The sequence below is a fragment of the Actinomycetes bacterium genome, assembly GCA_036000965.1.
Classification (GTDB): Bacteria; Actinomycetota; CALGFH01; order CALGFH01; family CALGFH01; genus DASYUT01.
The window spans coordinates 24,788-51,559 of sequence record DASYUT010000048.1; the positions used below are offsets into that span (position 1 = coordinate 24,788).

The 26,772-nt window shown below is 70.5% G+C and carries 24 protein-coding genes, 1 tRNA gene and 2 pseudogenes; 9 read left to right on the forward strand and 18 right to left on the reverse strand.

Going from position 1 to position 26,772, the window contains the following annotated elements:
- Window positions 1–114: 114 nt before the first annotated feature.
- On the reverse strand, window positions 115–876 hold the full coding sequence (locus VG276_03100; protein ID HEV8648397.1) for an ABC transporter permease: 762 nt from the start codon (window positions 874–876) through the stop codon (window positions 115–117).
- 1 nt (window position 877) lies between these two features.
- Complete coding sequence (locus VG276_03105; GenBank protein ID HEV8648398.1) at window positions 878–1,822, reverse strand: ABC transporter ATP-binding protein; 945 nt, start codon at window positions 1,820–1,822, stop codon at window positions 878–880.
- A 108-nt stretch (window positions 1,823–1,930) separates the two neighbouring features.
- On the opposite strand from VG276_03105, the gene VG276_03110 reads away from it, so the two are divergent.
- A complete protein-coding gene (locus VG276_03110; GenBank protein ID HEV8648399.1) occupies window positions 1,931–2,413 on the forward strand; it encodes a MarR family transcriptional regulator in 483 nt (160 codons plus the stop codon).
- Between the two features lie 288 nt (window positions 2,414–2,701).
- On the opposite strand, the gene VG276_03115 is transcribed toward VG276_03110, so the two are convergent.
- From VG276_03115 to VG276_03135, 5 genes are all read right to left on the reverse strand, one after another.
- Complete coding sequence (locus VG276_03115; protein ID HEV8648400.1) at window positions 2,702–3,232, reverse strand: pyridoxamine 5'-phosphate oxidase family protein; 531 nt, start codon at window positions 3,230–3,232, stop codon at window positions 2,702–2,704.
- 139 nt (window positions 3,233–3,371) lie between these two features.
- Window positions 3,372–3,581, reverse strand: a complete 210-nt coding sequence (locus VG276_03120; protein HEV8648401.1) for a hypothetical protein — start codon at window positions 3,579–3,581, stop codon at window positions 3,372–3,374.
- 194 nt (window positions 3,582–3,775) lie between these two features.
- The gene (locus tag VG276_03125) at window positions 3,776–4,513 is read right to left on the reverse strand and encodes a helix-turn-helix domain-containing protein (protein ID HEV8648402.1); all 738 of its coding nucleotides are present in this window, start codon (window positions 4,511–4,513) and stop codon (window positions 3,776–3,778) included.
- A 32-nt stretch (window positions 4,514–4,545) separates the two neighbouring features.
- Complete coding sequence (locus VG276_03130) at window positions 4,546–5,220, reverse strand: hypothetical protein (protein HEV8648403.1); 675 nt, start codon at window positions 5,218–5,220, stop codon at window positions 4,546–4,548.
- A 35-nt stretch (window positions 5,221–5,255) separates the two neighbouring features.
- Window positions 5,256–5,636, reverse strand: a complete 381-nt coding sequence (locus tag VG276_03135; GenBank protein HEV8648404.1) for an FAD-dependent monooxygenase — start codon at window positions 5,634–5,636, stop codon at window positions 5,256–5,258.
- A gap of 573 nt (window positions 5,637–6,209) precedes the next feature.
- On the opposite strand from VG276_03135, the gene VG276_03140 reads away from it, so the two are divergent.
- Together VG276_03140 and VG276_03145 are read left to right on the forward strand one after the other, a co-directional pair.
- Complete coding sequence (locus VG276_03140; protein HEV8648405.1) at window positions 6,210–6,572, forward strand: YciI family protein; 363 nt, start codon at window positions 6,210–6,212, stop codon at window positions 6,570–6,572.
- Window positions 6,569–7,786 carry a DUF6596 domain-containing protein gene (locus tag VG276_03145; GenBank protein ID HEV8648406.1) on the forward strand — a complete coding sequence of 406 codons (1,218 nt, stop codon included), beginning with the start codon at window positions 6,569–6,571 and terminating at the stop codon, window positions 7,784–7,786. Before VG276_03140 ends, VG276_03145 begins: the two co-directional genes overlap by 4 nt.
- On the opposite strand, the pseudogene VG276_03150 reads toward VG276_03145, so the two are convergent.
- Both VG276_03150 and VG276_03155 read right to left on the reverse strand, forming a co-directional pair.
- Window positions 7,779–8,093, reverse strand: a pseudogene (locus tag VG276_03150) (MFS transporter). The gene VG276_03145 and the pseudogene VG276_03150 overlap by 8 nt on opposite strands.
- A 280-nt stretch (window positions 8,094–8,373) precedes the next feature.
- Window positions 8,374–9,018 carry a dihydrofolate reductase family protein gene (locus VG276_03155; protein HEV8648407.1) on the reverse strand — a complete coding sequence of 215 codons (645 nt, stop codon included), beginning with the start codon at window positions 9,016–9,018 and terminating at the stop codon, window positions 8,374–8,376.
- A gap of 107 nt (window positions 9,019–9,125) precedes the next feature.
- Between VG276_03155 and VG276_03160 the strand changes: the two genes are divergently transcribed.
- Window positions 9,126–10,097, forward strand: coding sequence for a DUF5937 family protein (locus VG276_03160; protein ID HEV8648408.1), 972 nt, complete (start codon window positions 9,126–9,128; stop codon window positions 10,095–10,097).
- A 63-nt stretch (window positions 10,098–10,160) separates the two neighbouring features.
- Here the strand turns inward: VG276_03160 and VG276_03165 are convergent, their stop codons facing one another.
- On the reverse strand, window positions 10,161–10,403 hold the full coding sequence (locus VG276_03165) for a transposase (GenBank protein ID HEV8648409.1): 243 nt from the start codon (window positions 10,401–10,403) through the stop codon (window positions 10,161–10,163).
- Between the two features lie 507 nt (window positions 10,404–10,910).
- Here VG276_03165 and VG276_03170 point away from each other — a divergent pair.
- Window positions 10,911–12,230, forward strand: a complete 1,320-nt coding sequence (locus tag VG276_03170) for an ISKra4 family transposase (protein HEV8648410.1) — start codon at window positions 10,911–10,913, stop codon at window positions 12,228–12,230.
- Window positions 12,231–12,293: 63 nt separating this feature from the next.
- On the opposite strand, the gene VG276_03175 is transcribed toward VG276_03170, so the two are convergent.
- From VG276_03175 to VG276_03210, 8 genes and pseudogenes are all read right to left on the reverse strand, one after another.
- Complete coding sequence (locus VG276_03175; protein ID HEV8648411.1) at window positions 12,294–13,415, reverse strand: NAD(P)/FAD-dependent oxidoreductase; 1,122 nt, start codon at window positions 13,413–13,415, stop codon at window positions 12,294–12,296.
- Window positions 13,412–15,124, reverse strand: a complete 1,713-nt coding sequence (locus VG276_03180) for a multicopper oxidase domain-containing protein (GenBank protein ID HEV8648412.1) — start codon at window positions 15,122–15,124, stop codon at window positions 13,412–13,414. Before VG276_03180 ends, VG276_03175 begins: the two co-directional genes overlap by 4 nt.
- 295 nt (window positions 15,125–15,419) lie before the next feature.
- Window positions 15,420–16,322, reverse strand: coding sequence for an MBL fold metallo-hydrolase (locus VG276_03185; protein ID HEV8648413.1), 903 nt, complete (start codon window positions 16,320–16,322; stop codon window positions 15,420–15,422).
- A 129-nt stretch (window positions 16,323–16,451) separates the two neighbouring features.
- Window positions 16,452–16,886: a hypothetical protein gene (locus VG276_03190; GenBank protein ID HEV8648414.1), complete on the reverse strand. Its 435-nt coding sequence runs from the start codon at window positions 16,884–16,886 to the stop codon at window positions 16,452–16,454.
- Between the two features lie 528 nt (window positions 16,887–17,414).
- A pseudogene (locus VG276_03195) lies at window positions 17,415–17,833 on the reverse strand (response regulator).
- Window positions 17,834–18,373: 540 nt separating this feature from the next.
- A complete protein-coding gene (locus VG276_03200; protein HEV8648415.1) occupies window positions 18,374–19,189 on the reverse strand; it encodes an SDR family oxidoreductase in 816 nt (271 codons plus the stop codon).
- Between the two features lie 492 nt (window positions 19,190–19,681).
- Window positions 19,682–20,734 (reverse strand): IS110 family transposase, encoded by a 1,053-nt coding sequence (locus VG276_03205; protein HEV8648416.1) that lies wholly within the window; start codon window positions 20,732–20,734, stop codon window positions 19,682–19,684.
- Between the two features lie 641 nt (window positions 20,735–21,375).
- Window positions 21,376–21,449: transfer RNA gene (locus VG276_03210), tRNA-Arg, on the reverse strand.
- Between the two features lie 379 nt (window positions 21,450–21,828).
- Between VG276_03210 and VG276_03215 the strand changes: the two genes are divergently transcribed.
- The 4 genes from VG276_03215 (at window position 21,829) to thrC (ending at window position 26,758) form a co-directional block, all read left to right on the forward strand.
- Window positions 21,829–22,233, forward strand: a complete 405-nt coding sequence (locus VG276_03215; protein ID HEV8648417.1) for a response regulator — start codon at window positions 21,829–21,831, stop codon at window positions 22,231–22,233.
- Entirely contained in the window at window positions 22,230–23,921 is a 1,692-nt protein-coding gene (gene argS, locus VG276_03220) for an arginine--tRNA ligase (protein ID HEV8648418.1), read from the forward strand. Before VG276_03215 ends, argS begins: the two co-directional genes overlap by 4 nt.
- A gap of 397 nt (window positions 23,922–24,318) precedes the next feature.
- Window positions 24,319–25,602, forward strand: coding sequence for a homoserine dehydrogenase (locus tag VG276_03225; GenBank protein HEV8648419.1), 1,284 nt, complete (start codon window positions 24,319–24,321; stop codon window positions 25,600–25,602).
- Window positions 25,603–25,690: 88 nt separating this feature from the next.
- Entirely contained in the window at window positions 25,691–26,758 is a 1,068-nt protein-coding gene (gene thrC, locus VG276_03230; GenBank protein ID HEV8648420.1) for a threonine synthase, read from the forward strand.
- Window positions 26,759–26,772: the final 14 nt, after the last annotated feature.

Below are 26,772 nucleotides of genomic sequence, written 5' to 3' on the forward strand. Positions count from 1 at the left end.
TCGGGCGCCACGCCGAGCCGCTGGGCGCCTGGGAGCGCCTGCCTGGTCAGCCAGCCGTCCTGCAGCCGCAGGTTGACGAAGCCGACGCCAGGGCGATGGAGCGCTTGGCAGCCGTCAGGTGACGTCGTGGCGGACGGTGAGGAACGTGCCGGCCGCGGCGAGCACGATGCCGTAGCCGGCGAGCACGATGCCGCCCTGCCACGGCTGGAGGAACTGCTGGTTGGCCTGGGCGACCTGGGTGAGCGCGTTGGCCGCCGCGCCGGGCAGGTAGACCGTCCAGCCGCGCAGCGCTGGGATCCGGGTCACGATGGGCTCGACCACGAACAGGTAGACCAGCAGCCCCACCACGGTGGCGACCTGGTCGCGGAGCAGAGCCCCCAGCCCCACCCCGATCAGGCCGAAGATCGCGACCGCGGCGACGACGCCGGCCAGCGTGGCCGGGATGCCGTTGCTGGACAGCGGCACGTCGATGCCCTTGGCGCCAAGCCATGGCAGCGCGACCGCAACCGTGACCGCGACGCAGACCAGCGCGTAGCCGACACCGACCAGCCCGTAGGTGACCAGCTTGGCGAGCACGACCCGGCCACGCCGCGGGGTCGCCAGGAAGGTCGGGGTTGCCGTCTTGTGCCGGAACTCCCCGGTGAGGCCGATGGCGGCCAGCACGGCCAGCAGCGTGCCGGCGCCCTGGCCGACGGAGAACACGGTACGCTGCCCGCCCGGGCTTGACAGTGGCGGGGTCGGGTTGTCTGGGGAATCGCCAAACGCGATGGCAAGACTGGCGTACAGCGCGGTCAGCGCGATCGAGCCGAGCAGTAGCCACAGCCACAGCCGGGTGGTGAACAGCTTGTGGAACTCGGCGGCGACCAGGCGGCGCATGTCAGCTCACCTCCTTGAGCACGAGGGCTGGTTGCTGGCCGGTCTGGCCGGTCAGTGCGAAGAAGGCCTGCTCGAGGTCGCTGCGTCCGACGGCCAGCTCGTGCAACTCGACCCGCTCGAGGAATGCGAGATGGCCGACCTCGGCGGCCTGCAAGCCGATGACCTGCAGGCTGTCCGGCCCGGTCCGCTGGATCCGCGCCCTGTCGACTCCCGTCCCGGCGAGCGCGGCGAGAAGTCGGTCGGGCTGCGGGGTGCGAACCGACACCACCCGCCCATGCCGATCGGAGAGTTCGGCCAGGGTGCCCTGGCGGACGAGGCGGCCCTTGTGGAGGATGACCACGTGGTCGACGAGCTGCTGGACTTCGGACAGCACGTGGCTGGAGACCAGCACGGTGCGACCCTGATCGGCGAGCTCGCGCAGCAGCCGGCGTAGCCAGGCGATGCCTTCGGGGTCAAGGCCGTTGGCGGGTTCATCCAGGACCAGCACGCGGGGGTCGCCGAGCAGCGCGGTGGCCAGCGCGAGCCGTTGGCGCATCCCGAGCGAGTAGCCACCCACCGGTCGGCGGCTCGCGCCGGTCAACCCGACGAGCGCCAGGACCTGGTCGGCGCGAGCGGGCGGGTAGCCGTTGACGGTGCAGTAGACGCGCAGGTGGTTGCTGCCACTGCGGGCAGGGTGGAAGCCTGCTGCGTCCAGTACCGCGCCGACCTCGTCGTTGGGGACCGGCAGGGCGGTGTAGCTGCGGCCGCTGATGGTGGCGGTGCCGGCGTCCGGGGTGACCAGGCCGAGCAGCATGCGCAGGGTGGTGGTCTTGCCAGCGCCGTTGGGGCCGAGGAACCCGGTGATCGTGCCTGGTTCCACGGTGAGGCTCAGGTCGTCGACCGCCGTGGTGCCGCCGTAGGTCTTCCTCAGGCCGGAGACCACGATCCGACCGGCAACGTCCGTCATGCGTCCACCTCGCCTGTGAGTCCTGCCTTGCGTGGGATGGGTTACGATGAACCCGGAGGATACAACATAGTGAAGAAAATACACAATGAATCTTCTCTCGCATCAGCGATGGCGCACGACGCGCTGATGCGGCTGTTCGAGCTGGCGGTGCTGCTGGGCGAGCAGATGGAGCTGGGGCTGCTCGACCGCGGCCTGACCCGGGCCCGCGCCGCGGTGATCTGGCAGCTGCATCAGCAGGGCCCGGTGACCCAGCGGGCGCTCAGCCAGGCGCTGCGGGTCACCCCACGCAACGTGACCGGGCTGCTGGACGCGCTGGAAGCCGGCGGGTATGTGACTCGGGGCCGGCACCCAACCGACCGGCGGGCGACGCTGGTCGCCCTCACCGAGCAAGGTGCGGCGGCCGCGGCCAAGCTGCATGCCGACTATCAGGAGGGTGCCCGGTTGCTGCTCGGTGACGTCCCTGCCGCCGATCTGGCCAGCTTCGTCAGCACCCTCGACCACGTGCTGGGACGGCTCCGCCAGGCCGCAGCCGCCTCCGACGCATCCTCCTCCACCGCGCAGGGCGTCAGGGGCCGGCAGCGGTCTGGGTGAGGCTGGTCCAGCCGGCGGCCTGGCTGGTAGGTGGGCAGCATGCTGGGGGCCAGGAAGGTGGCGAACCTCGCGGCCGGATGACGGCGGCCCAAGGGTCGAGTAAGCACGGTCGCGCTGACCTCAAGTCCCCCATCCAGGCAGGGCTCCGTCGGTGCCGAAGCCCAACAGTCGGTGCCGAAGCCCAACAGTCGGCGGCTGGATCAGCGCCGTTTGCTGGCATACCGGATGCCGGTCGCCTGGATCTGGTCGGCGTCGATCGCGGCCTGCTCATCTGCCTCGGTCGATGGTTCATGCCTCAACGGGCTTGTACCTTCCGGCAGGGACGTCGAGGCGGCGTCGCTCTGGCCTCCGCAGCCCACGCTCGTGGTCCCAACGCAGCAGCAGCATCTCCCCCTTCTCCCAGCCCAAGTAGGCCGCGTCCTCCACCACCACTGACAGGAAGAGCCACGACGACTCCGGACGCCATCCGCTGCTTGCCTGGATCGCATCCGCGGTCGCCTCCCTCTGCTCGGTGTCGACCTCGACGGCGCGGCCGCGCAGCTTCAGCTCGTCGCCTGGGTCGCCCGCATGGGTCACGGGCGTTTGCAGGACGATGCGGGGATCGCGCTGCACGTCTCGCGCCTTGTGGGTGTGCGGGATCATGGCGAGCATCAGGTGGCCGTTGACCAGGTGGACCTCAACGGGGCTGATCCGAGGTGTCCCATCACCGCGAATCGTTCCAAGCAAGACGAAGCCGAACCGCTCGATGAGCCCACGCCCGTGGGTGGCAAGCTGCGGCGCCGACTGCTCGAAGGCGGACCAAGGCGACTGTTGGTTCAATGTCGGCTCACCCTCCTGCGGCGACCAGACGTTCGGTGCTGCCTCTAGCTGCGGCGGATGTACGTGTCAAGGATCAGCCGATGCCCATGATGAACCCGTCCAGCGACATCGTGGTGTCCGCGAAGACCCCCTCCGCCGCTCATCGTCTCCCGTCCTCGGTGAGCTGCCAGGGTGCCTGGCTCGCCGGCGGAATGTTGTGGTTGAGCCGGAAGAGGAATCCCGTGAAGCCAGCGGGGAAGTTCGAGTCGTCGGTGACCGAAGCGCGGTCCTGCCCGGTGTCGAACAGGATGAGCCCCCTGGCATGCTCGACGACGTAGGCGTTGACCGGCCGCGGGACGTCAGCAGCCACCAGTACAGCGGCTTTGTGCTGCCGAAGGCATGCTCCGGGTGGATCTCGACCGTCCCGGTGCTGACGACCGACACCCTGCTCGATTGGTCAGGTCTGCCGAAGCCAGCGTGCCACGCTCCCCAGCAGGCGTCAGTGACTTCAGTAGCGAATTCGCGTGACCAAGCCCCGGCGATGAGCGCGGCCAACCTGCCCTGTCAGGCTTCGGCGATGCCGAGGTCGTCGCGGTCGGCGTCGGTGAGGTCGGTGAGCAGGTCGATGACGGCGGTCGCGAGAGACTGCTGCGCGCGGCGAGGGATCGTGCGCCCGCTCTCGAACGCCCGCTGGACGGTCCGTGCGAGCAGGTCCGCCCGCTGGTCCAGGCCGGCCGCGGCGTGGCCGGCGGTCGTCGGTGCTGCGGCGGCCGCCTCCGCCTGCAGGAACCCTTCGAACGTGGCCTGGAACGCGTAGGCGATCGCGTCGACGTCCAGATCGTCGCGCAGCAGGCCGTGCTCGGCGAGCAGCTCGAAGTAGGTGCGGGACAGCAGGCGGTGCCGGTCGTCGCGGGCACTGCCGCGGGGTTGGGCCAGCTTGCCCAGCAGGTCGGCGTCGCCCAGGACGAACCCTTGCAGGAGCGGCCGGTTCATGATCGCCAGGAAGTACGCGCGGGCGAAGCGGTGCAGCAGGCACAGCTGCGGATCCTGGCGCAGCGCCTGCAGCAGCTCGCCGATCGCGTGGAGCACCTCCCGCTCGAAGACGGCGGTGAACAGCTCCTCGCGGCTCTTCCAGTGCAGGTAGACGGTGCCCTTGCCGATGTCGGCGCCGGCGGCCACGTCGTCGACGGTCACCCGCCGGTAGCCGTGTCGCAGCAGCAACGCTGCCGCCACGTCGAGGATCCGCGTGGCACGTTCCTGCCGCTGCCGCGGGTCTCGGAGCCGGTCGACGGTCGCGCTCATGCACCCACCATATGACCAAGTTCGAGTTTTCGTCAACTCACAGGGGCAGGGCGGCGCCGCAGCCATCCGGCGGCGGCTCCCAGCGGCCACAGCCGGGTGACCAGGTTCCGGGCCAGGATGCCGCGCCGCGTCGCCGGGATGAGCAGCGAGGCGCCCCGCGCGAGGTTCCGCTGCTTGGGGTCCACCAGGGTCCGGTGCCTGGCCTCGTAGCGGCGGAAGGCCAACCGGTGGTCGCCGGGATTGGCCGCCAGCTCGTCGGCGAGGGTGAACGCCCCCGCCATGGCCAGGGTGGAGCCGTCCCCGAACAGCGATACGCAGGACGCGGCGTCACCGAGTAGCGCGACCCGGCCGTGCCCCCAGGGGCGCAGACGCACTCGGCTCACGGAGTCGAAGTAGAGGTCATCGGCGGCGTGGATGCGGCGCAGCAGCTCGGGCACCCGCCAGGAGCCGTCCGCGAACGCGGCGGCCAGCAGCCGCTTGTGCTGGGCGGTGTCGTGGGGGTCGAAGTCCGGCACCGCCGGGCTTCGGAACGCGAAGAACGCCAGGGCGTCGCCGCGCGACGGGTGGATGGCGACCGCCCTGCCGGGGGTGTTGTGCATGATGACCTCCCGCCCCCGTTCGATCAGACCATCCAGACCATCCAGCCGCATGGTCGCGACGTAGAGGCCCATGTGGTGGACGAAGTCGGATTCCGGCCCGAATGCCAACCGACGCACCGCCGAGTGCAGCCCGTCGGCGCCGATCACCAGGTCGAAACGGCGTCGGCCTGGTCCCGACTCGCCTGGTACAGGATCGACGCGAGGTCGCCGCGTGGCAGCTCAACCTCGCGGCTGCCGGCCGCTCGTTGCAGGGCCCGCATGTTGACCCTGCCGACGCGCCGGCCCGTGGCGTTGACGAAACTCATGTCCGTTACGTGCGTGCCGGCGTCGCGGATGCGTGGCATGACGCCCATCCGCTCGGCCACGTCCACGGCCCGCCCTCTGACGTCCACTGGACTTCCGCTGGACCGCAGCGCCCCCGCGTGTTCGACGACGGTGGGATGGAATCCGTGCCGCGCCAGCCAGTACGCCAGCGTCGGCCCGGCGATGCCGGCTCCGGAGATCAACACGGTCTGGTTGCTCATGACGCGCTCCTGTCATCGACGCCGTTGCACCTACTGTACGACCAACTTCAACATTTGGTCAACCGTCATCTGTCACCAGCATCAGCCGGGTGTGGGGCGCGCGGCGGCGCTACTGCGTTGCGCCAAGCCAGGGCGAGCATCACGGACACCCTGACTGATCCGACCGCGAGGGTGGGCTGCGTCCGTTGACCGCAGCGTTACCGTGGCGCGCAGATGGCCAGTTTCAGGGTGGCGGGAGGCTGTGTTACCGGCGTTGACCGTCTGGGAGGACCGACGGGGTGGAGATGCTCGTCGGGCAGTGGATTGCCGAGAGGATCGGGCCTGTGCCGGTTGATGGATGTGACGGTTGGGTCTCAGGCGGCCTTGCCCGCTGCGTTCCGGGCAACTGATGCTGGGCCTGCCTGTGCGCGTCGTCTTCCTCCCACACGAGTGGCTTGGCGTGGACAGGCCGAGCGTCCGGCTCTTGGACTACCGGGTAGCGATAAGGGCCCGCCACGGGTGGGTTGGATGGACCAGAGCACGCTGCGGCAGCTCCGGCCTCTTGGCAGAGGCACACCTCAAGAGGGAGATGACATGAAGTACATTCTGCTGATCCGGAACAACGCCGATTTCCTGGAGTCGCTGTCTGCGCAGGAACGCGACGGCATCATGGCCGACGTCGATAAGATCGTAGCTGAGCTGAGGGAGACCGGGGAGTTTCTCGGCGGCCAGGCGCTGGGACACCCGTCGAACACCAAGACCGTGCGGGTCCGTGATGGGCTGCCGGTGACGATCGATGGGCCGTTCGCTGAGGCTAAGGAACAGCTGGCCGGGTACCTCATCGTGGATGTGGAGACCGAGCAACGTGCCCTGGACATTGCCGCCCGCTGGCCGGATGCGCGGTTTGGCGCCATGGAGGTCCGCGCGATCATGGATGAGACGGGGACGGAGATGTGACGGCTTCCGGTCCGCCCGAGGATCTGCTGCGCGATCTCGTGCCGCAGGTCCTCGGCACCCTTATCGACCGCTACGGCCAGTTCAGCGAGGCTGAGGACGCGGTGCAGGAAGCACTGCTCGCCGCGGCCCAGCAGTGGCCACACGACGGCGTGCCGGGCAACCCGCGCGGCTGGCTGGTCACCGTGGCATCGCGGCGGCTGGTGGACCAGTGGCGCAGCGACGACGCCCGCCGGCGCCGCGAGGAAACCGTGGCGGCAATTGCACCGGCGGGCCAGGCGGAGGTCCCCGGCACCGATGACACGCTGAAACTGCTGCTGCTGTGCTGCCACCCGGCGCTGTCAGCGCCGTCGCAGGTGGCGCTGACGCTGCGCGCGGCCGGTGGGCTGAGCACCGCGCAGATCGCCCGGGCGTTCCTGGTGCCGGAGGCCACGATGGCCCAGCGGATCAGCCGGGCCAAGCAGGCCATCAAGGCCGCGGGGGCCACGTTCACCCTTCCGCTGCCGGCCGAGCAGGCGCAGCGGCTGCGGGTGGTCCTGCAGGTCCTGTACCTGATCTTCAACGAGGGTTACACCACCACCTCCGGGCCGCAGCTGATCGATACCGGCCTGACCGGCGAGGCGATCCGGCTCACCCGGACGCTGCGCCAAATACTGCCGCACGACGGTGAGGTGACCGGGCTGCTGGCGCTGATGCTGCTGACCGACGCCCGCCGCGCCACCCGCACCGCCGGTGACGGCGGCCTCATCCCCCTGTCCGAACAGGACCGTTCCCGCTGGGACCAGCGGTCCATCGCCGAAGGCATCTCCCTGGTCAGCGGGACGCTCTCGCACGGGCCACTGGGGCCGTATCAGCTGCAGGCCGCCATTGCCGCGGTGCACGCCGAGGCCCCGACGGCCCAGGAGACGGACTGGCCGCAGATCCTGGCCCTCTACAGCCTGCTGGAACGGATGGCGCCCAATCCCATGGTGCGGCTCAATCACGCGGTCGCGCTGGCCATGGTCAAAGGCCCGCAAGCCGGACTGGATCTGTTGTCCACTTTGGAGGAAGCACTCTCCGGCCAGCACCGGCTCGACGCGGTGCGGGCGCACCTGCTGGAGCTGGCCGGAGACATGCCAGCGGCGAAGGCCAGCTACCAGCGCGCCGCCAGGCGCACCAGAAGCCTGCCCGAACAGCGCTACCTCACCGGGCGGGCGGCCCGGATAGCGGCAGGCTGAGGCGGGCGGCCTCGGCGACTGCGCCCGGGACGCCCGCCAGCGTGGTGTCGGCCATCCCACTGCGGTAGACAGCCGCTCCGACACTGCCCAGGATGGCCAGACCCAGGGTGGAGCCGAACACGTTGCTGGTCTCCGACAGCGACGCCGCAGACCCGGCCCTCTCCGGCGGGGCGGACCCGACGACCATGCCGGTGCCGAGCGCGAACAACGGTCCCACACCGAAGGCGGCCACGGCGACGCAAACCACCACGGTCAACAACCAGCCCGACCTGCCAGCCTGCGTCAGCACGAGCAGGGCGACCGCAGAGCACACCAACCCGGCCAGCATGGGCCGGTCACCAGCAGCAGCACCATGACCGGCACACCCAGCAGGAACACCGAGCCCACCAGAAGTACTCCAACATGACCCCACTAACGATCGGGCCCAGCGCCGAGCCGCCGAACAGGCAGGCCGTCCACAACGAAATGGTCAGCCCCCGCTGCCGGTCGAAGTCCGCCTAGCTTGGCTGTTGGACCTGGTGGGGATCACCGCGAGGATGCCCGGGTGGCGCAGCGCGGTCCTCGCGCTGGGATACGAGTAGCCCTGGTCACCGGCCAGCGCGACCGGCCGCCGCCGCGACCGCTCGCCGTACGACGCGGAATGTCAGATGCGTGGCGAGCGGGGACTCGATCAGCCTGGTGCGCTCCAGCTCGATGTGGTTGCTACCGAGGTTGTCGAAGAGGCGGGTACCTGCACCGATCAGCACGGGCGCGAGGTGAATGTGCAGCTCGTCGAGCAGGCCGGCGCTGAGAACCTGCTGGGCGAGGTCCGCACCCATGAGGCTGACGTGCTTGCCGCCCGCGGCGGCCTGGGCTCGCCGCAGTGCACCTTGGATGCCGTCGGTGACGAAGGTGAACGTTCCGCTCTCCTTGACGAGCGGGTCTCGAGCCTCATGGGTGAGCACAAAGCAGGGCACCGGGAAGGGGGTGTCCCCCCATGGCCCCACGCCCACGTCGAACGTCCGCCTGCCCATCACGACGGCTCCGGTCGTGACCAACAGCTCCTGCTTGACCTCGGCGTCGAGGTCGCTCGCTCCCGTTCGGTGCCAGTCGCCGGCTCGATCGGGATCGGCGCTGGACATCCAGTCGTGGAGCCGCTCACCGCCCTCACCCAGCGGCAGCCCGACGCCGACGTTCGGCCCGGCGATGAAGCCGTCCAGCGACATCGAGACGTCCAACAGAACGCTTCCCATGACAATCCTCTCGGTGTCCGGCATCTCCGCCGTCGTCATGCGGTCGACTCTGGACGCGGCTTGTCCATCGAGCGATACTTTTAGCCAGAGCTAAAAGGTGAGGACGCGTGATCGAGTGGAGATTCACCCCGGACGACGTCGCCCGGATCCGGTTCGCCTTCTCTGCCCTGTGGGAACTGGTGCTCAGTCTGATCGTGCTGCGTGCACCGTCGCAGCACGCCCTGCATCTCCCATGGGTTCGGACAGTGCGACCGCTCCTGACCGATCTCGACCTGTCGGAGCTGTTCGCCCTGGTGCCGCTGCGCGGGGACACCGCCGACTTTCTCACCCCGCCGCCGTCGTCTCCCTTGCCGGACCTCGCCGACGAGCTGGAGCAGGTACGGCGCACACCCCCCGACCGTGTGGTCACCGAGACAGCGGAGGTTGCCGGTGTGCCGCCACCGATCGCGCAGCGTATCCGTGACGACCCCGCCGGCGCCGCCCACCGCATCGCCGACACTCTTCAGGCGTACTGGGATCTCGCGCTCGCCGACTACTGGCCGCGGATCCAGGCATTGCTGGAGGCCGACGTCCTCTGGCGTTCCCGGCGCCTGGCGACAGGCGGCGCCCGCGCAGTGTTCGACGACTTGCACGAAACCGTCACCTGGCACGGTGATCGGCTGTCGGTCTGGGACCCGCACGACCACTCGGGCCGACTGTCGGGGGAAGGGCTCCTGCTGGCGCCGGGCGCGATGTGCTGGCCCACCGTGCGCAAGATGATCCAACCGTATCAGCCCACCATCACCTATCCAGCCCGCGGGATCGCCACCCTGTGGGAGACCGGAGGATCACCAGCCCCGGACGCCCTGGCCGCCCTCGTGGGACGGACCCGCGCTGAGCTGCTCGTCGCCCTGGCCGAGCCGATCTCCACCACGGCGCTCGCCCGCCGCCTGTCGGTCACGCCGGGCGCGGTCAGCCAGCACCTGTCGGTCCTGCTCGGCTGCGGCTTGGCCGCCCGGTCCCGCGTCGGCCGTTCGGTGCTCTATCGGCGGACCCGCTCGGGCGACACGCTGGCCGCTCCCCCGAACGTCACCAACTGACACACACACGCCCGCGGGCCAACGCCAACGCCTGCGGTGTGTCCGCAAAGGGTCATGGCCAGATCAGAATGACGTGGAGGATGACCCACGCCAGGCAGTTGACCGCGAGCCTGTCGTAGCGGGTGCGATCCGGCGGAACTGCTTGAGCCGGCCCACGCTGCGCTCCACCCGGTTACGGTCCCGGTAGGCGACCTTGTCGAAGCCGGAGAGGCGAGGCTGGTCGGCCCGGGTCGGGATCACCACGCCGACGCCACGCCGTCGCAGCTCGGCGCGCACGCTGCTGTAGCTGTAGCCCTTGTCAGCCACCAGCCGGTCAGGACGCTTCCGCCAAGGGCACGCCCAGGGCTGCCCTCATCGTCGCCCTCACGCCGCCTGTCGTCTCAGGCGCTGTTCCTGGTCACCCCGCCGGTCGCCCTACAAGCGGCAACAGCGCTGTTCAGAGGTAGTGGGCCCGGCAGGCCTCGAACCTGCGACCGGCGGATTATGAGTTGGGTGCGGCTCAGTTGAAGGGACCTGACGGCGTCGGAGTCCCGGTGGTGGGCTGGGTGGTTGGTGGGGGCGCTTGAGGGGCTCCTTCTCGCTACGTTCTTGGGTGTCGAACCAGAACGTGGACAACGAGAAGGAGCCTGGTGGAAGCCTACGCGTTGGAGACCTCAGGTGGGCCGTTCAGCGGGTCGTGTGACCGCTTCGAGACGGTGGTGTCTTGGCTGGACGGTGAGGAATCGGCGGGCCTGACGCACGCGGAGCTGGGGGAACGGCTCCAGGTCGAGGGCCGGGAGCTGTTCCGGCAGCTGCTGGGAGGACCATCTGGACCTGCGGGCGCAGCGGGAGCGCAGGCTGGACGGGGTGGTGGGCGCCGATGGCGTGGTGCGGGGCAGCGCCGAGGCGGGACACCAGCGCAGGCTGGCGACGGTGTTTGGTGCGGTGAGCGTCGAGCGGATCGCCTACCGTCGCCGCGGGTACGGCAACCTGCACCCGGCCGATGGGGTGCTGAACCTGCCCACCGAGAAGCACTCCCATGGGCTTCGGCGGCTGGCGGCCGTCGAGAGCGCACGCGGCTCGTTCGACACCGCGGTCGAGGCGGTCCAGCGGGCCACGGGGCAGCGGCTGGGCAAGCGTGTGGTGCAGCAGCTCGCCGAACGGGCCGCCTGTGACTTCGACGACTTCTACGCCCAGCGGCCAAGGCACCTGAGCGCGGTCGGGAATGTGCTGGTGGGAAGCTGTGACGGCAAGGGCATCGTGATGCGGCCGGAGGGGCTGCGGGCCACGACGCGGAAGACAGCGGCCAAGACCACCCAGAAGCTGACCACGCGGTTGTCCAAAGGGGAGCAGCGCAACCGGAAGCGGATGGCCGAGGTCGGTGCCGTCTATGACTGCGCGCCGGCGCCTCGCGCCTCGGGTGACATCCTCGCCAGCGGCGACGATCAGCGCGCCGCAGGGCCGAAGGCGCGTTCGAAGTGGCTTGTGGCCAGTGTCGTCGCCGACGCCGCCTGGGTCATCGCGGCGGTGTTCGACGAGGCGGACCGGCGCGACCCCAACCACCACCGGACCTGGGTCGCCCTGGTCGACGGCAACACCCACCAGCTCGACCGCATCCGCGCCGAAGCCCAAGCGCGCGGGGTGCGCGTGACCGTCGTGGTCGACTTCGTCCACGTGCTGGAGTACCTGTGGCGGGCGGCCTGGTGCTGCTTTGACGAGGGCGACCCCCACGCCAAGCCGTGGGTGCGCACCCACGCGCTGCGGATCCTCCAAGGGCGCAGCAGCGACGTGGCCGGTGCGATCCGCCGCAAGGCCACCTGGGCCGGCCTTACCGCCGGCCAGCGCCGCAACGCCGACACCTGCGCCAACTACCTGACCAGCAAGCGGCCCTACCTGGACTACGCGACCGCGCTGGAATGCGGCTGGCCGATCGCCACCGGCGTTGTCATCGAGGGCGCCTGCCGGCACCTGGTCAACGACCGCATGGACCTCACCGGCGCACGCTGGGGGCTGCCCGGCGCGGAGGCGATCCTCAAGCTCCGGGCCCTACATGGCAACGGCGACTTGACCGAGTACTGGCGCTACCACCTCGCCCAAGAGAAACGACGAACACACCAAGCGCGCTACGCCAACGGCGTCATCCCCGCCGCGTGACGACTCCCTTCAACTGAGCCGCACCCAACGCACCCAATTGAATGCGGTGATGCGGGACCCTGGTCAGCCAGACGGCTGCTGCGTGGCGGCTTCGGCGCCAGCGGTGGCGTGCTGATAGCTGGCGATGCGGTCGGCGAGGTAGGCGGCGTCGTCGTCGACGAAGCCGAGCAGGGCCGACCCGCGGGTGTGCTGCCAGGACAGGCCGAGGAAGTACAGGCCGGGCACGTTGGTGACACCACGCCGATGTTGGACGTGGCCGTCGTCCACCACGCCGGGGATGTGGATCCAGGCGTAGTCGGACCGGTAGCCGGTCGCCCAGACCACCACGCCGACATCCAGCGTGCTGCCATCGGCGAACCGGACGGTGCGCCCCTCGGCGTCGACCAGCCGCGGCCCAAACCTGACCCCTGCTCGCTTGAGCTTGCGCCGGTTGGTGCCGATCACGAACTCCCCGCGGGCCTGCACCCGCCGGCCGAGCCGGGAGGCGGCCGTTACTCGCATGAGGCCGAGCCGGGTGAGCCACCAGAACAGGTCCTCGCCACCCAGCCGCTGCGGCAGCATCGGATACTTGGCACCGACCGACAGGTCCACCTGGCGGGTGGCGGCCAGCTCCTCGGCGATCTGCATGCCGGAGTTGCCGCCGCCGACGACCAGCACCGGACCGTCGGGTAGAGCCTGCGGGCTGCGGTAGTCGGCGCTGTGGACCTGGGTCACCGAGGCGTCCAGCCGTCGGGCCGCTGGTGGGACGAAGGGGACCTGGAACGGCCCGGTCGCCACCACCACCTGGCGGGCGTGGTAGGTCTCGTCGGCGGTGCGGACTTCGAAGCCCTCCCCGAGCTGCCGGAGTCCGCTCACCTTGGCGTTGAGCCGGACCGGCAGGTCGGCGGCGTTCGCGTAGGCCTGCAGGTAGTCGGCGACCGGGTCTTTGGTCGGGTAGGTGTCGGCCGGGGCGGGGAATGCCATGCCCGGCAGGGCGTCGTACTGGGCTGGGGTGAACAGCTTCAGTGAATCCCAGCGCGAGCGCCAGGTGTGCCCCAGCTCGGGGCCGGCCTCCAGCACCACAAACCGCAGTCCCTGCCGTGCCAGGTGCCAGGCCATGGCCAGGCCGGTCTGGCTGCCGCCGACCACAACCACGTCCAGCAACCGATCGCCTGGTGTGTCAGGGGAGTGCTGCGTGTTGCTCATGGTCGACCCGCCTCCGGGTCGCGGGCCACGGTGAAGCTGAACATCATGCCGCTTTGCATGTGCTCGGCGATGTGGCAGTGCGCCATCCACAGGCCCGGGTTGCTGACATCGAACAGGATGTCGACGGTCTGCCCGGTCCGGACCAGCACCGTGTCCTTCCACACCAGCTTGGGCTCCACCACCCCATCCCGAGAAAGCACCAGAAAGCGGCCGGCTCCGTGGAGATGGAAGGGATGGTGCATGGGATGATCGGAGTCCATCTCGTTGACCAACCGGATCTTCACCCGATCCCCGACCGTAAACCGCCAGTCGATCGCGGCGCTGTCGGCACCGGCGGTCCGATCGACGAACTTCCAGCGCATGTTGGCGGCGGTAGTCCGCCGGTTGACCTCCACCATGTCGTCTTCCCACTCGATGCCATCAGCCGCGCCATGGCCGTGGCCCTCGCCGTGCCCGCGGCCCTCAGCGTGGTGGTCGTGGGGGCCGTGTCCGGTGTCATGCTCCACCGCAGCGGGGTGGCCGGCCGCCGGCTGGGTGACGACCTGGGCCGCGAGCAGCTTCATGCCGCACTTGGGACATCGGCCTTGCTCCTCGCTGGTGACCTCCGGGTGCATCGGACAGGCGTACACCACCGAGCCTCCGCCGTCCTGCGGGGCGCCGAGATCATCCATCTCGGCGACCAGCGCCAGGGTCTTGTCCGGCGGGGCTGCCAAGTACGCATCGAGACGTTCCCGCTCGGCCTCCAGCTCCGGCGCGCTGCGCAGCACCTCAAACTGGTCGGCCAGCGACGGCGCCGCCCGCTCCTCGCCCACCGTGATCGACGCCATCGGGTAGACCCGGTCGGGAGTGTGGTGCTCCAGGGTCAGCTGCCCCGGCTGCTCGATCAGCACGTCGACCACGGCCCGCTCCGAGGGTGCCAGCAGCACCTCGGTGACGAACTCCTGGTGCTCGTAGCGGCCGCTGTCGCCGCCGACCAGCTTCATGCGAGCACCCGGCAGCGCCACGTTGAACACCCGGGTGTTGGCGGTGTTGGTCAGCCACAGCCGCACCACCTCACCGGCCATGGCGGTGAGCTGGAGGTCGGGCTGGCCGCTGGTCAGCAGCAGGTTGCCGAACCGGCCCATCGCCGTGTGGGTGGTCTCCGAGGGGCTGAACGGCGCGACCTTGCCGTCCTCGAGCAGCAGGTCGTCCAGGGTGAGGACGACCTCGCGGTTGGCCGGCGGCCAGTAGTCGGGCTCGGCGGGGACCACGAGGATGTTGCCGTACAGGCCCAGCTCCTGGGTGTAGTCCTCGCGGATGTGGGGGTGGTACCAGTACAGGCCCGGGTCGGGGAACCGGATGCGGTAGGTGAACTCCCCGCCGACCGGGATCGGCGTCTGGGTCTCGTGCGGCACGCCGTCGTAGCGGTTTTCCAGGCGCAGCCCGTGCCAGTGGACGGTCGCCTCCAGGTCGCCCTGGTTGGTGACGTTGACAATCACCTCGGAGCCCTGTTGGACCTTGATGGTGGGGCCGGGGATGGAGCTGTTGTAGCCCAGCATCCGCACGGTCGTGTCGCCAAGGCGCTTGGCGACCGGACCGATCCGCAGGTCGAACGTGTCGCCGTCGGCCAGCTCCAGCAGCGCCGGCCGGGTGGCCTCCGGTAGCCCGGAGGGGTCGGTCGGGAACGACTCGCTCGGCATCGGCCTGTCAGGTCGAGGGTGCTGTTGCATGATCACTCCCTCTCGGTCGCGCTGGGACCCGACGCCTCGCCCAGAATCTCAGCGCCCGAATGGTCCGTGCCGTCTACGACTGAACTACCACCGGTCTACCGGCCAGGCAAGAAAAGCAAGCGTTCTGGAGCGCTGACCTTGGGCGTTGGTGCGCGCCGCGAGGATTCGAACCCCCAACCGCCAGAGGCGGAGACGGATGGTTGAGCACCGAGCGCTGTGGACCCACAGGTCGCGCAGGTGCCGGGCGAGCGTCGGCCCGCAATACCCTGCGGTGAGCGCCAGCCTGCCCGTAACCCTACTGGCGGCCCTCGACGCGGATTTCGTCACCGACCTGGACCTCCCGGAAGCCCGCACCGAACGCCGCCGCGAACCGGCTCATGGTGTGGGGCGTGCTGTCGTGCCCGCTCACCGCCACCAGCGACACCCCAGCCGCACGCAGCCGCGTCACCGCAACATCAATGTCGGGCTCCGACAACGGTCGCCATGGTGGTCGCGGCGACCCGGTCAGTGCCTGCGGCAGATGCCTCGGCCAAGGACGCACCGGCAGGTGTAGTCCACCGATGACGCCGTGCAGCGAGACGTCAAGCACCTCCTGCGCCACGTTGAGCATCGCTGCCGCACCGGGATGCCCGCAGCCCGACACCAGGACCAGCCCCACGCCGCGGACGTTGACGACCAGCGCCTGCTCCAGCACGGGCGCGCCGTCCCAAAACAGCGCGGCCGGAAGCGGCGGGAGCAACGCGATGCCAGGCGCGAGCACCGTCGCTCGGGTCGTCACCCGCACCTCAGCGGAGGGGTGCTGCAGGTGCACGGGGGCGTAGGCAAGCAGGCCTGGTGGCTCGATCGGGTCGCCGGAGAACGCAAAGGAGCCTGCCCGCCGGGCCCGGACCCCACCGACGTGATCGTCATGCTGGTGCGACAACACGACCGCCGGCACCTGGGCGAGGTCCACGCCCAGCGCCTCAGCGTTGTCGACCAGGGCGGAGCGGGAGCGGCCAAACAGGTTCAGGCCGGTGTCGAAGAGCAGCACCTCCCTGCCGGCGCGCACCAGGTAGGAGACGCCAGGCTCGCCCCGCAGTCCGGGCCGCTGCACACGCCGGTCGACCAGTGGCAACACGCTCAGCGCGTCAACGGTGCCGATGTCGCCCAGCCGTTGGTAGGTGGTGTCCGCAAGCCGGCGCTGTACTTCCGCGACCACCCGCGAATGCTGCACCGCCGCCTGGGCGGTAGCGGCCGCGCCCGCCGCGACCAGGCCCGCGGCGACCGCACCCGATACGACCCTAAGACCTGGCATCACCCGACGGTAACACCGCGATCCATCCCCCGCTCATTCAGCGTCAAGATGACCCCGCTCGACCTGAGGCTGCGGTGCGAGGTAGGTGGCTCGCTGGTGCTCATAGAGCAGGTGCAGCCCGAACAGGACCACGGCGGCGGTGATGCCGACCGGCAGCGCGGCGCTGGCCGCCAGGTGACCGACCTTGGCGGCCAGCAGCGCCAAGCCGACACCGCCCACGATGCTGTTGATCGTGGCGATGACGCTGGCCCCGGTGAACAGCATCGTCGCTGGCCAGGCCCGCAGCCCGACCGTCGCCATTGCAGCCGAGAACCGCTCATCCTCCTCAGCTGGGCCGAAGAACTGGTCGGCCTCGGGCACCAGGGTGCGGTAGAAGCCGCGGATCCGCTGCATCTGCCGCAACAACACCAGGTTCTCCAGGGTGTTGCGCAGCAGGGCAAAGAAGGTGAACTCACCAAGGAGAAACACCGCCGGCAGCACGGCGGCGACAAACGGGTCCAGGCGGGTGGCGACCTGGGCCAGAAACCCAAGGCGATCAGCGTGCTCGACACGGTCCCCATGTAGACGGTGGCGCGCCCGCTCATCTCGCCGATGTTGGCGCTGCGGGCGGCCTGGAGCACGAACTGTTCGGTGGTCAGGGCACTGATGAACGCCTGCTCGCGTGCTTGCTGCTCCATCCTGCTGCTCCCGTGGCTTGGAGGGACCCGCTGGGTGATCGCGGGTGGGTTCAGTATCTAGCCGACCTGGCGGTGGCGAAGCGAGCTGCTCCGTCGGGCATCCAGGATCGGGATGACAAGGCTGCCCGCGGTGAGAACCACTCGGTACCACCCGTCGACGACGCTTGCGCAAATTCCGTCGCCATCGGGACCCTGCGTCTCCGCGGCGCTCGCAACATCGCCGCCGTACGCCGCAACGCCCGCGACGTCACCCGGCCCCTGGCCCTCCTCGGCGTCACAAGCCCATGAACCAGACATTCCGGCACGTTGCCGAGACCCTGTCGGTGATCCAGAGCTGATGCGCGATGCCGGCGCTTGAGCGCGGGTGGGCCATGAGCGAGAGCGCCTCGCGCTCGCGAGGCGAAAGGACGTCGAGCGGGTCTTCGACGCAGCTGGCGGCGGCGAGCGTCTGGACGAGCACGGGATCGACGACCGAGCGGATCACGCGGGGGCATCGAGACCTTCGCTCGTATGCGTGGGCGGCATCCTTATGTCGATGATCGCGAGCTTGGGTCGATGCTCGCGAACGAGCGAGATGAGCTCAGAGGAGTTGTCGGACTGGCCCACGACCTCCAAGCCGGAGCGCTCGAGCAGGCCCGCCAGGCCCTCGCGCAGGAGGACGTCGTCGTCCGCCAGCACCACCCGCGTTCGGCTCGTCGGCACACCGGCGATTATGGGGTACCTTGACGCGATGGGCATGTCCGGCCAGCTCGAGCAGCCGCGCGCGAAGGATCGCGGTGAGCTGGCGCGGCTTGCGGAGGAGCAGGCGGCGCTCCGGCGGGTGGCGACCCTGGTGGCGGAGGGGGCGCCACCGGCCGAGGTGTTCGAAGCCACGGGTCGGGCGTTCCGCCCGACGCGCAGCGTCCCCGGCGGGCGAGGGCGCTACCGCGCCGCCCCGAGGCAGCGGCTGCCGTCCAGGATGCCAATGACCCCGGCGGCGGGCCGGGGCCATGGTGGGACCAGGCGGCGGCTAACTACACCGCTACAGAAGTATGGCAACGTAAGGTCTGGGCTCGCCAAAGGATGGTTTCTGCGGTGAGGAAGCCGGTGCGCCTGAACAGCGTCCCAACCAGGACAGCTCGACATGGTCCCACGAGGCGTCCGCCCATGCGATTTCCGCGGTGACCGTTCATGACCGCCGTCCCGCTCCGGTGTCGTAGACGCGCCATCCCAGATGCTGTGCTCACTGACGGAGTCGCCCGACACCGTGGTCCTGGGGCGGTGCCAGCGACTGCGTACTCAGATCGAGGGGATGGCACCGCCATCAACCGGGATCATCGCGCCCGTAATGAAGGACGCGGCAGGGGAGAGCAGGAACGCAGCAACTCGTCCGAACTCCTCGGGCTCGCCGTACCTGCGCAGCGGGATGTGCTCAGACTGGCGGGCACGCACCTCATCAGGGTCGCCGCTGAGGGCATCAAGTTCACGGACCCTGTCGGTGGCGATCCTGACGGGCAGCAGCCCGTTGATCCGGATCCCGGCCGGGCCGAGTTCGCCGGCGAGCGTCTTCACCACGCCGGCGAGGCCTGGGAATAGCCCATTGGATATGGCGAGTTCCGCGAGCGGCACGCGCACCGACGAGGCCAGCACGAAGACGAGGGAGCCGCCCGTCCCGGTGACGGAGCCGGTCACGGTACCGCCCTCGCTTACGCCGCCCAGATCTGCCGCGAGAACCCGCGCCAGCCGGACGCCACCGAGGAAGACGCTTTCGAACGCGAGCCGCCACGCTTCGTCCGTCGTGGTCGCGACGGTCCCTGTTGGCGTTCCACCCACGCTGATCAGCGCACCATCCAGGCGGCCAAAACGGTCCTTGGCGGCCGCGATCAGCCGGCCTGGGGTGGCGGGATCGGCGTTATCGGCGGCGACCCAGGTGGCGGTGTCAGCCGCGGCGGCGTTTTGCGCGAGGCGGGCCGCGGCCGCAGAGGCCGAAGCCTCGTGGGGCGCGCTGAGCACGACGCGGGCACCGTCTGCGATGAGTGCCTGGGCCGCGGCGAACCCAAGACCGCGGCTGCCGCCGGTCACGAGGTAGACCCTGTCGCGCAATCCGAGATCCATGCGGCCATTCTGCCCTGGCGGGCGGGGCGAGCGCAGCCGGAGATCCGCCGTTGCCAGTTCCGTCACCGATTGTTACGAGGACAGGCCACGAACCGTAACGGGGTGGGGCCATCTCGAGCCGTCTTGGTGGGGCCAAACGAACGAACCTGACAGAACCAAGACTCTACGCGGATACGTGATCGAACTTATGCACCAGAGCACTGATGTGGAGCGGCTTGTCAAGGGAACTGTTTTGCCTGGTAGATGGCATGGTTTTGGTGCAGGTGAGAACAGCGCTCGTCGCGCGTGGTTCCGGGTGGCATGTTCATCAGCGAGGTGGAAGCGCCCGTCCTGGATCGGGGGTGGGCGGGCTCTCTGGTCGGCACGCCGCGCCGGGGCATGGTGGATCGGCGGACCGCCACCCTGCTGGACGCGGGTCGAAACCGCAGGTCGGCTCCTCGCAGGAAGGTGCCCCTTGACGAAACGCGCTCCGGCATGGCCGTCGCATAGTGCTCACGGGGATCGGTCCTGCAGCGGCGGCGTCCCGGCGCGGCGTGCAGCTACCGGGCACCTGGCGCCGAGCAAGGTGCCCGCTGGTCTGGTCATGTCAGGCCGCCAGCAGCTCCGCCCACAGGAACCCAGCGAGCTCGGTGGGCGACCGCGGTGACGACCGCGTTCTTGGAATCCTTGCGGGCGGCCAGGCGCCGGAAGCGGCCGCACAGCCGCAGCTGGGCCGCCCAGGCCCGGGCCACCACCTGAGGGTCCAAGCCCTGCTGGCGTTCGCGCAGCCCGAGCCCGACGGCGGGGCGGTACTGGTAGGCGGGAGGCCGACTCCACCAGCTGCGCGCGCAGGTGGGCGCTGCCGGTCTTAGTGATGTGGCCCCGCCGGGTCGACGCCCCGCTGGAATACTCGCTTGGCACCAGGCCGCAGAAGCCGGCGAACGCAGCCGCCCGACCGAACCGGCGCCAGTCACCGACCTCGCTGGCCAGCGTGAGCGCTCCCGGCCGGGTGCTGCCCCGGTAGGCGGCCAGGCGGTGCACGGCAGCAGCGAACGGCGGGATGGCATGCCAGGCGGCCAGGTCAGCCTCGATCGCGAGCAGCTGGGCGTCGCGGGCGTCCAGCACCGCCCGGTAGTGCGCATAGGTCGCAGCCAGGGCTAGGTTGTCGAAACGCTGGGCCAGCAGCCAACGCTCGTGGGTCAGCGTCCAGGCGTTCCCGCCCCGCCAGGGCCGGCCGTGGCGCAGCAGGAACTTCGACAGGCGGTGCCGGGCCCGGGTGCGATCCTGGACGATGTCCCCGCGGGCGCGGCACAGGTCCCGGACCGCCTCCTCCTCGATGCTGGGGATACGGATCGCGACCAGCTCCCCGGCCCGGTGCAGCCGCGCCAGCCGGCGGCAGTCGCGCTTATCGGTCTTGACCCGGTCGCCCAGGGCCTTGGGGATCAGCGAGGGCGCGATCACCTCGCAGCCAACCCTCATGCTGTGCAGCAGCCGGGCCAGCTCGTAGCCGGTCGGGCCGGTGCTGGGAGCAGGCTCGCAGCAGCCGGGGATCGCCGAGGCGGCCAACGAGCCTGCGCACCGACGCCTCGTCGTGGGTGATCCGCTCGACGTCAGGACCGTCGCGGTCCGGCGCGAGGATCGCCACCGAGATGGTGTCCTTGTGGACGTCCAAGCCGAGGTGGGTCGGGGCGAGATGCGAGACACTGGGCACGGCCGGCTCCTTCCGTATGTGGCTCCGTCCGCACCATCGTGGATGACCCACGCACTTGGTACCTGCGGAACGGGGCCGGCCGCTCCATGCTGACTGCCAGGGCGAGCTGGTCGTGATTACCACCGAGATCGGCAAGGCCGAGGCCGCCATCGAACGCTACCTGGACGCCTTCGAGGCGGGCACCCTCCCGGAAACGCAGTGTGGCAAGCGGCTGGAGACCCTCGCCGCCAAGATCGCCGACCTGCGCGGCCGCCAGGACGAGCTCCGCGAGCTGCTCGCAAACGCCCAAGTCCCCCCGCCCACTCCCGCCGACCTGGCAGCGCTCACCCAGCAGCTCCGCGCCACGATCCAGGCTGGCCCTGCCCCGGCCCGCAAGGCGCTCATCGGCGTGCTGGTCCACGAGGTTCGGGTGACCAGCCGCGCAGCCATCATCCCGGTGTTCCGGGTCCCGGCGGGCAACCACCGCACGGCAAGGTTCGCACAATGTCCAGTTGGGTGCCCGCGACAGGAATCGAACCTGCGGCCTTCTGCTCCGGAGGCAGACGCTCTGTTCCGCTGAGCTACGCGGGCCTCTTTGACGCTTCTCTGGAGCCCGATCCTAAGGAAGGAGGCGAGGACCCGCAACCTTGTCGCGGTGATGCACCTCCTCCCCTGGGGCCATCCTCCCCTGGGGCCATCCTCCCCTGGGTCATCGGGCGTCCGAGCAGCTCGGGCATGACGAGGATGTGCTCGGCGGTCCATCCGTTCCGCTCCGGGCAGGTCGAGAGGATCACGCTACATTGTGGGCAGGGTTGCGGGTGGTGCCGGGCGGGGGGCGGCGCGTATCGTTACCAATCCGGACGTGATCGCGTCCGTGTCATGGAAGCTGCTGCTTAGAGGCCCTGTGCTATGCTCCCGCCCGCCCCGCTCGCCGCCCGAAGTTTCCGCCTGCGCTCTCTGGGTCCCCTTTATGACCAATGCTCGTATCCTGGTCGTTGATGACGATCGGGTCATCCAGCAGTTGCTCAAGGTCAACCTCGAACTCGAGGGCTACGAGGTCGAGATCGCCTCGGACGGTGAGGAGGCGCTCGCGTCGTTCGGGATGTTCCAGCCGCACCTCGTGCTGCTCGATATCATGATGCCGAAACTGGACGGCTGGGAGGTCTCCCGCCGGCTCAAGGACCAGCCCGGCGGCCCGACCGTCCCGATCGTCCTGCTGTCCGCCCGGGCCCAGGACACCGACGTCAAACGGGGCAGCGAGCTGGGGGTGGCCGCGTACGTGACCAAGCCGTTCGATCCGATCCAGCTCCTCGACCTGGTCGCGGACCTGCTGACCCGCCGGGACTACCACGGCGCGAGCCCGGGGCTGCAATGAGCGCGGCCGCCGTGCTGCCTGTCCAGCGGGAGCTGTCCGACCTGTTCGCTGGGGCCCTTCGCCGCGCCGTCGAGGCCGGCGCGCTCGACCTCGACCCTGACGCGGTCGGCACGCCGGTGCTCGAGCGCCCCCGCCAGGCCGAGCACGGCGACTGGGCGACCAACGTCGCCCTGGTGCTCGCCAAGGCGGCCAAGGCCCCGCCCCGCAAGGTGGCCGAGACGATGGTGGCCCATCTGGAGATCCCCGACTGGGTGGCCGGGGTCGAGGTGGCCGGGCCGGGCTTCGTGAACGTGCGGCTCGCGCAGGGCTGGTTCGCCGACCTGGTGCGCCGGGTCGTCGCAGCGGGCGACGCCTTCGGCCGGGTCGCGATCGGTGAGGGCCGCAAGGTGCAGGTCGAGTTCATCTCGGCCAACCCGACCGGCCCGCTGCACGTCGGCAACGCCCGCGGTGCCGCCCTGGGCGACTCGCTCGCCCGCCTGCTCGACGCCGGCGGCTACGAGGTGGAACGCGAGTATTACTTCAACGACGCCGGCCGCCAGATCGACCTGCTCGGCCAGAGCGTCGAGGCCGCCTACCTGTCCCTGCTAGGGCGCCCGGTCGACCCGCCCGAGGACGGCTACAAGGGCGACTACATCGGGGAGCTGGCCAAGGCGCTCGAGGCCGAACGCGGCGCCTCCCTCGCCGGCCTTGACCCCGACACCCGCCGGGAGCTGATCACCGAGTGGTCCTACCGGCAGATGCTGGTCTCCATCCGCGACACCCTCGAGCGCTTCGGCGTCCACTTCGACGTGTGGTTCTCCGAGCGCACCCTCCACGAGTCGGGCGCCATCCTCACCACGGTCGAGGAGCTCCGCCGGCTCGAGGTGGTGGACGACCGGGACGGGGCCGTGTTCCTGCGCACGACCGCGTTCGGCGACGACAAGGACCGGCCCCTGGTCCGCTCGAACGGGATCCCGACCTACTTCGGGGCCGACGCCGCCTACATGCGCGACAAGTTCCAGCGCGGCTTCGAGACGGTGGTCTACGTCTGGGGCGCCGACCACCACGGGTACGGGCCCCGGATGCGCGCGATCGCCCGGGCCCTCGGTCACGGGGACGAGTCCGTCGAGTTCCTCGTGTTCCAGTTCGTGAACCTGCTCCGGGGCGGCGAGCCGGTGCGGATGAGCAAGCGCTCGGGCGACTACATCCTGTTCGACGAGCTGGTCGAGGAGGTCGGCAAGGACGCCGCGCGCTACACGATGCTGCGCTACTCGCCCGACGCCGCGATCGACCTCGACATCGACGTGGTCACCCGCCAGTCGATGGACAACCCGGTCTACTACGTCCAGTACGCCCACGCCCGCATCTCGAGCGTGCTCCGCCAGGGCCAGGAGCAGGGGTTCACGCCTGTGCCGGTCGAGCAGGCCGACCTCGGGCTGCTCGTCCACCCGATGGAGGCGGCCCTGCTGCGCCAGCTCGCCGCCATGGAGGAGCTGGTCGCGCTGGCCGTGCGGCAGCGCGCCCCCCACCGCCTCACGCGCTACGCCGAGGACCTGGCGGCCGCGTTCCACCGCTTCTATGGCGAGTGCCGGGTCCTCACCGACGACCTGGCGCTGTCGAGCGCCCGCTGGTGGCTGTCCGTGGCAACCCGCCAGGTGCTGGCCAACACCCTCGGCCTGATCGGGGTGGACGCGCCCGAGCGCATGTGACCGCGGTGTGGCCGGATCGCCCACCCGGCCGGACGGCGTGCCACGCAGGAGCTCAGAAGTCCTGCACGGAACTCGACGCGGTGACCAGAAGGACCTGCGAGGTTCCGGGCGGCAGGTGCCCAGGGGGTGGGCGCGCGGCCGGGGGTGCCGTTGACCCCTCGCGTCCGGCAAGATGGTCGCCTGCCGATGCCGTGGCCTGGGGGCTGCTGACCCTGGGCGGCGCGGTGGTCCGGGGCTGACCTCGCTCCGGGTGGACGCGCAGGGACCCCGGCCCAGCCCGGCCTCCGCAGGACGGGGCTCCGGGTCTGGGTCGAGGGGGCTCCGGGTCTGGGTCGACCGGTGCCAGGCGCGCGGGACGAAAGGGCGGGAGCACGTGGGCGAGCCGGTCAGGGTCGGCATGCTGGGGTGCGGCGTGGTCGGCACCGGGGTGGCCCGGCTTCTGGTCGACCACGCCGTGCGGGTCGCTGACCGGGCCGGTGCGCCCATCCTCCTGCACCGGGTCGCGGTGCGCGACGTGACCCGCAAGCGCGACCCGGCGGTCGACCCGACCCGGATCACCGGCAGGGCCGCCGACGTGGTCACCGACCCCGAGGTGGACGTCGTGGTCGAGGTCATGGGCGGCATCGAGCCCGCCCGCAGCCTCATCGTGGAGGCCCTGCGGCTCGGCAAGCCTGTCGTCACCGCCAACAAGGAGCTGCTCGCCACCCACGGTGAGCAGCTCTTCGAGGCCGCAGACGCGGCCGCGGTGGACCTCAAGTTCGAGGCGGCGGTGGCCGGCGCGATCCCCATCATCCACCCCCTCAAGGAGTCGCTGGCCGGGGACCGCCTGCGCCGCGTCCTCGGGATCGTCAACGGGACCACCAACTACGTCCTGTGGCGCATGGCGTCGACCGGGGCGAGCTACGCCGAGGCGCTGGCCGAGGCGACCGAGCTCGGCTATGCCGAGCCAGACCCGTCAGCCGACGTCGAGGGGTTCGACGCCGCCGCCAAGTGCGCGATCCTGGCCAGCCTGGCCTTCAACACCCGGGTCGTGGCGAGCGACGTCTACCGGGAGGGCATCACCGACGTGACCGCCGCCGACATCGCCGCGGCGGCCCGGATGGGCTACACGGTGAAGCTGCTCGCCATCGCCGAGGAGGTGGGCGACGAGGTGAGCGTGCGCGTGCACCCGGCCATGGTCCCCGACACCCATCCGCTCGCCGGCGTGACCGAGGCGTACAACGCGGTCTTCGTCGAGGGCGACGCGGTCGGCCAGCTCATGTTCTACGGTCGCGGGGCCGGGGGCCTGCCGACCGGTTCGGCCGTGCTCGGCGACCTGGTCGGCGTGGCCCGCAACCGCGCCCAGGGCGCCCGCGGGGTGGGCTGCACCTGCGTGTACCAGCGGCGGGTGCGCGGCATGGAGGACGTCGACACGCAGTACTATCTGGCCTTGGACGTGGCCGACCGGCCGGGCGTGCTCGCGCAGGTGGCGGCCGTGTTCGGCGAGCACGGCGTGTCCATCCGGTCGGTCCTGCAGCGGGGCAAGGGTGACCAGGCCCAGCTCGTGCTGGTCACTCACCTGGCCAAGGAGGGGGCCATGCGGGCCACCCTGGCCCGGCTGGCCGACCTCCCCGTGGTCAGCAGCCTGGCGAGCGTCATGCGGGTCGAAGGTGAGGAGGCCGACGAGGTGATGCTCAGGTGAACCGCCGGAGGGTTCGGGCAGCCCCGGGGGGGTGCCCGATGAGAACGGGTGGGGGTTCGGGGGAGCCCAGGGGGGTGCCTCGATGAACATGACCGCGCGGCGGGCGTGGCCCGGGGTCGTCGAACGCTACCGCGACCGCCTGCCGGTCGGTCCGAGCACGCCGGTGGTCACCCTGCTCGAGGGCGGCACCCCGCTGCTGCCCGCACCCGTGCTGTCGGCCCGCACCGGCTGCGAGGTGCATCTGAAGATCGAGGGCGCCAACCCGACCGGCTCGTTCAAGGACCGGGGCATGACCGTCGCGGTCTCCAAGGCGGTGGAGGAGGGCAGCCGGGCCGTGCTGTGCGCTTCGACCGGCAACACCTCGGCCTCCGCGGCCGCCTACGCGGCCCGGGCCGCCCTCACCTGCGCCGTGCTGGTCCCGGAGGGCAAGATCGCCGCCGGCAAGCTCGCGCAGGCGCTGGTCCACGGCGCCACCGTGCTCGCCGTGGACGGCTCCTTCGACGACTGCCTGACGCTCGCCCGCGACCTCGCCGACGACTACCCGGTGACGCTGGTGAACTCGGTGAATCCATTCCGCATCCAGGGGCAGAAGACGGTCGCGTTCGAGATCGTCGAGGCGCTCGGCCGGGCGCCGGACGTCCACTGCATCCCGGTCGGGAACGCAGGCAACATCACCGCCACCTGGCTCGGCTACCGCGAGGCGGCCGAGTTCGGGCTGGCCGCTGCGCGCCCGGCCATGCGCGGGTTCCAGGCGGCGGGGGCAGCCCCGCTGGTGCTCGGCCGGCCGGTGGCCAGCCCGTCCACGATTGCCACCGCGATCCGCATCGGCAAGCCGGCCTCGGCCGCCGGGGCCAGGCAGGCGGTGCAGGAGTCGGGCGGCGGGCTGGCCGCAGTGACCGACCGGCAGATCATGGCCGCCTACCGCCTGCTCGCCCGCGAGGAGGGCGTGTTCGTGGAGATGGCGTCGGCCGCCTCCGTGGCGGGCCTGCTGGCCTTGGCCGCCGAGGGCTCGGTCGAGCGGGGCGGCCTGGTGGTCGCCACCCTCACCGGCAACGGGCTGAAGGACCCCGACTGGGCCGTGGCCGGAGCCCCTCCACCAGTCCGGGTGCCGGTGGACGTCCAGGCCGCCGCCCAAGCCCTGGGCCTGGAGGGCTAGGGCCCACCCGCCGG

Excerpts from the sequence above, each read along its gene's own strand:
- VG276_03140 (HEV8648405.1), top strand. The coding sequence starts at position 6,210 with ATGAAGTACATTCTGCTGATCCGGAACAACGCCGATTTCCTGGAGTCG.
- VG276_03215 (HEV8648417.1), top strand. The coding sequence starts at position 21,829 with ATGACCAATGCTCGTATCCTGGTCGTTGATGACGATCGGGTCATCCAG.
- VG276_03225 (HEV8648419.1), top strand. The coding sequence starts at position 24,319 with ATGCTGGGGTGCGGCGTGGTCGGCACCGGGGTGGCCCGGCTTCTGGTC.
- VG276_03135 (HEV8648404.1), bottom strand. The coding sequence starts at position 5,636 with ATGAGCAACCAGACCGTGTTGATCTCCGGAGCCGGCATCGCCGGGCCG.
- thrC (HEV8648420.1), top strand. The coding sequence starts at position 25,691 with ATGACCGCGCGGCGGGCGTGGCCCGGGGTCGTCGAACGCTACCGCGAC.
- argS (HEV8648418.1), top strand. The coding sequence starts at position 22,230 with ATGAGCGCGGCCGCCGTGCTGCCTGTCCAGCGGGAGCTGTCCGACCTG.
- VG276_03200 (HEV8648415.1), bottom strand. The coding sequence starts at position 19,189 with ATGGATCTCGGATTGCGCGACAGGGTCTACCTCGTGACCGGCGGCAGC.
- VG276_03110 (HEV8648399.1), top strand. The coding sequence starts at position 1,931 with ATGGCGCACGACGCGCTGATGCGGCTGTTCGAGCTGGCGGTGCTGCTG.
- VG276_03155 (HEV8648407.1), bottom strand. The coding sequence starts at position 9,018 with ATGGGAAGCGTTCTGTTGGACGTCTCGATGTCGCTGGACGGCTTCATC.
- VG276_03105 (HEV8648398.1), bottom strand. The coding sequence starts at position 1,822 with ATGACGGACGTTGCCGGTCGGATCGTGGTCTCCGGCCTGAGGAAGACC.
- VG276_03175 (HEV8648411.1), bottom strand. The coding sequence starts at position 13,415 with ATGAGCAACACGCAGCACTCCCCTGACACACCAGGCGATCGGTTGCTG.
- VG276_03180 (HEV8648412.1), bottom strand. The coding sequence starts at position 15,124 with ATGCAACAGCACCCTCGACCTGACAGGCCGATGCCGAGCGAGTCGTTC.
- VG276_03125 (HEV8648402.1), bottom strand. The coding sequence starts at position 4,513 with ATGAGCGCGACCGTCGACCGGCTCCGAGACCCGCGGCAGCGGCAGGAA.
- VG276_03100 (HEV8648397.1), bottom strand. The coding sequence starts at position 876 with ATGCGCCGCCTGGTCGCCGCCGAGTTCCACAAGCTGTTCACCACCCGG.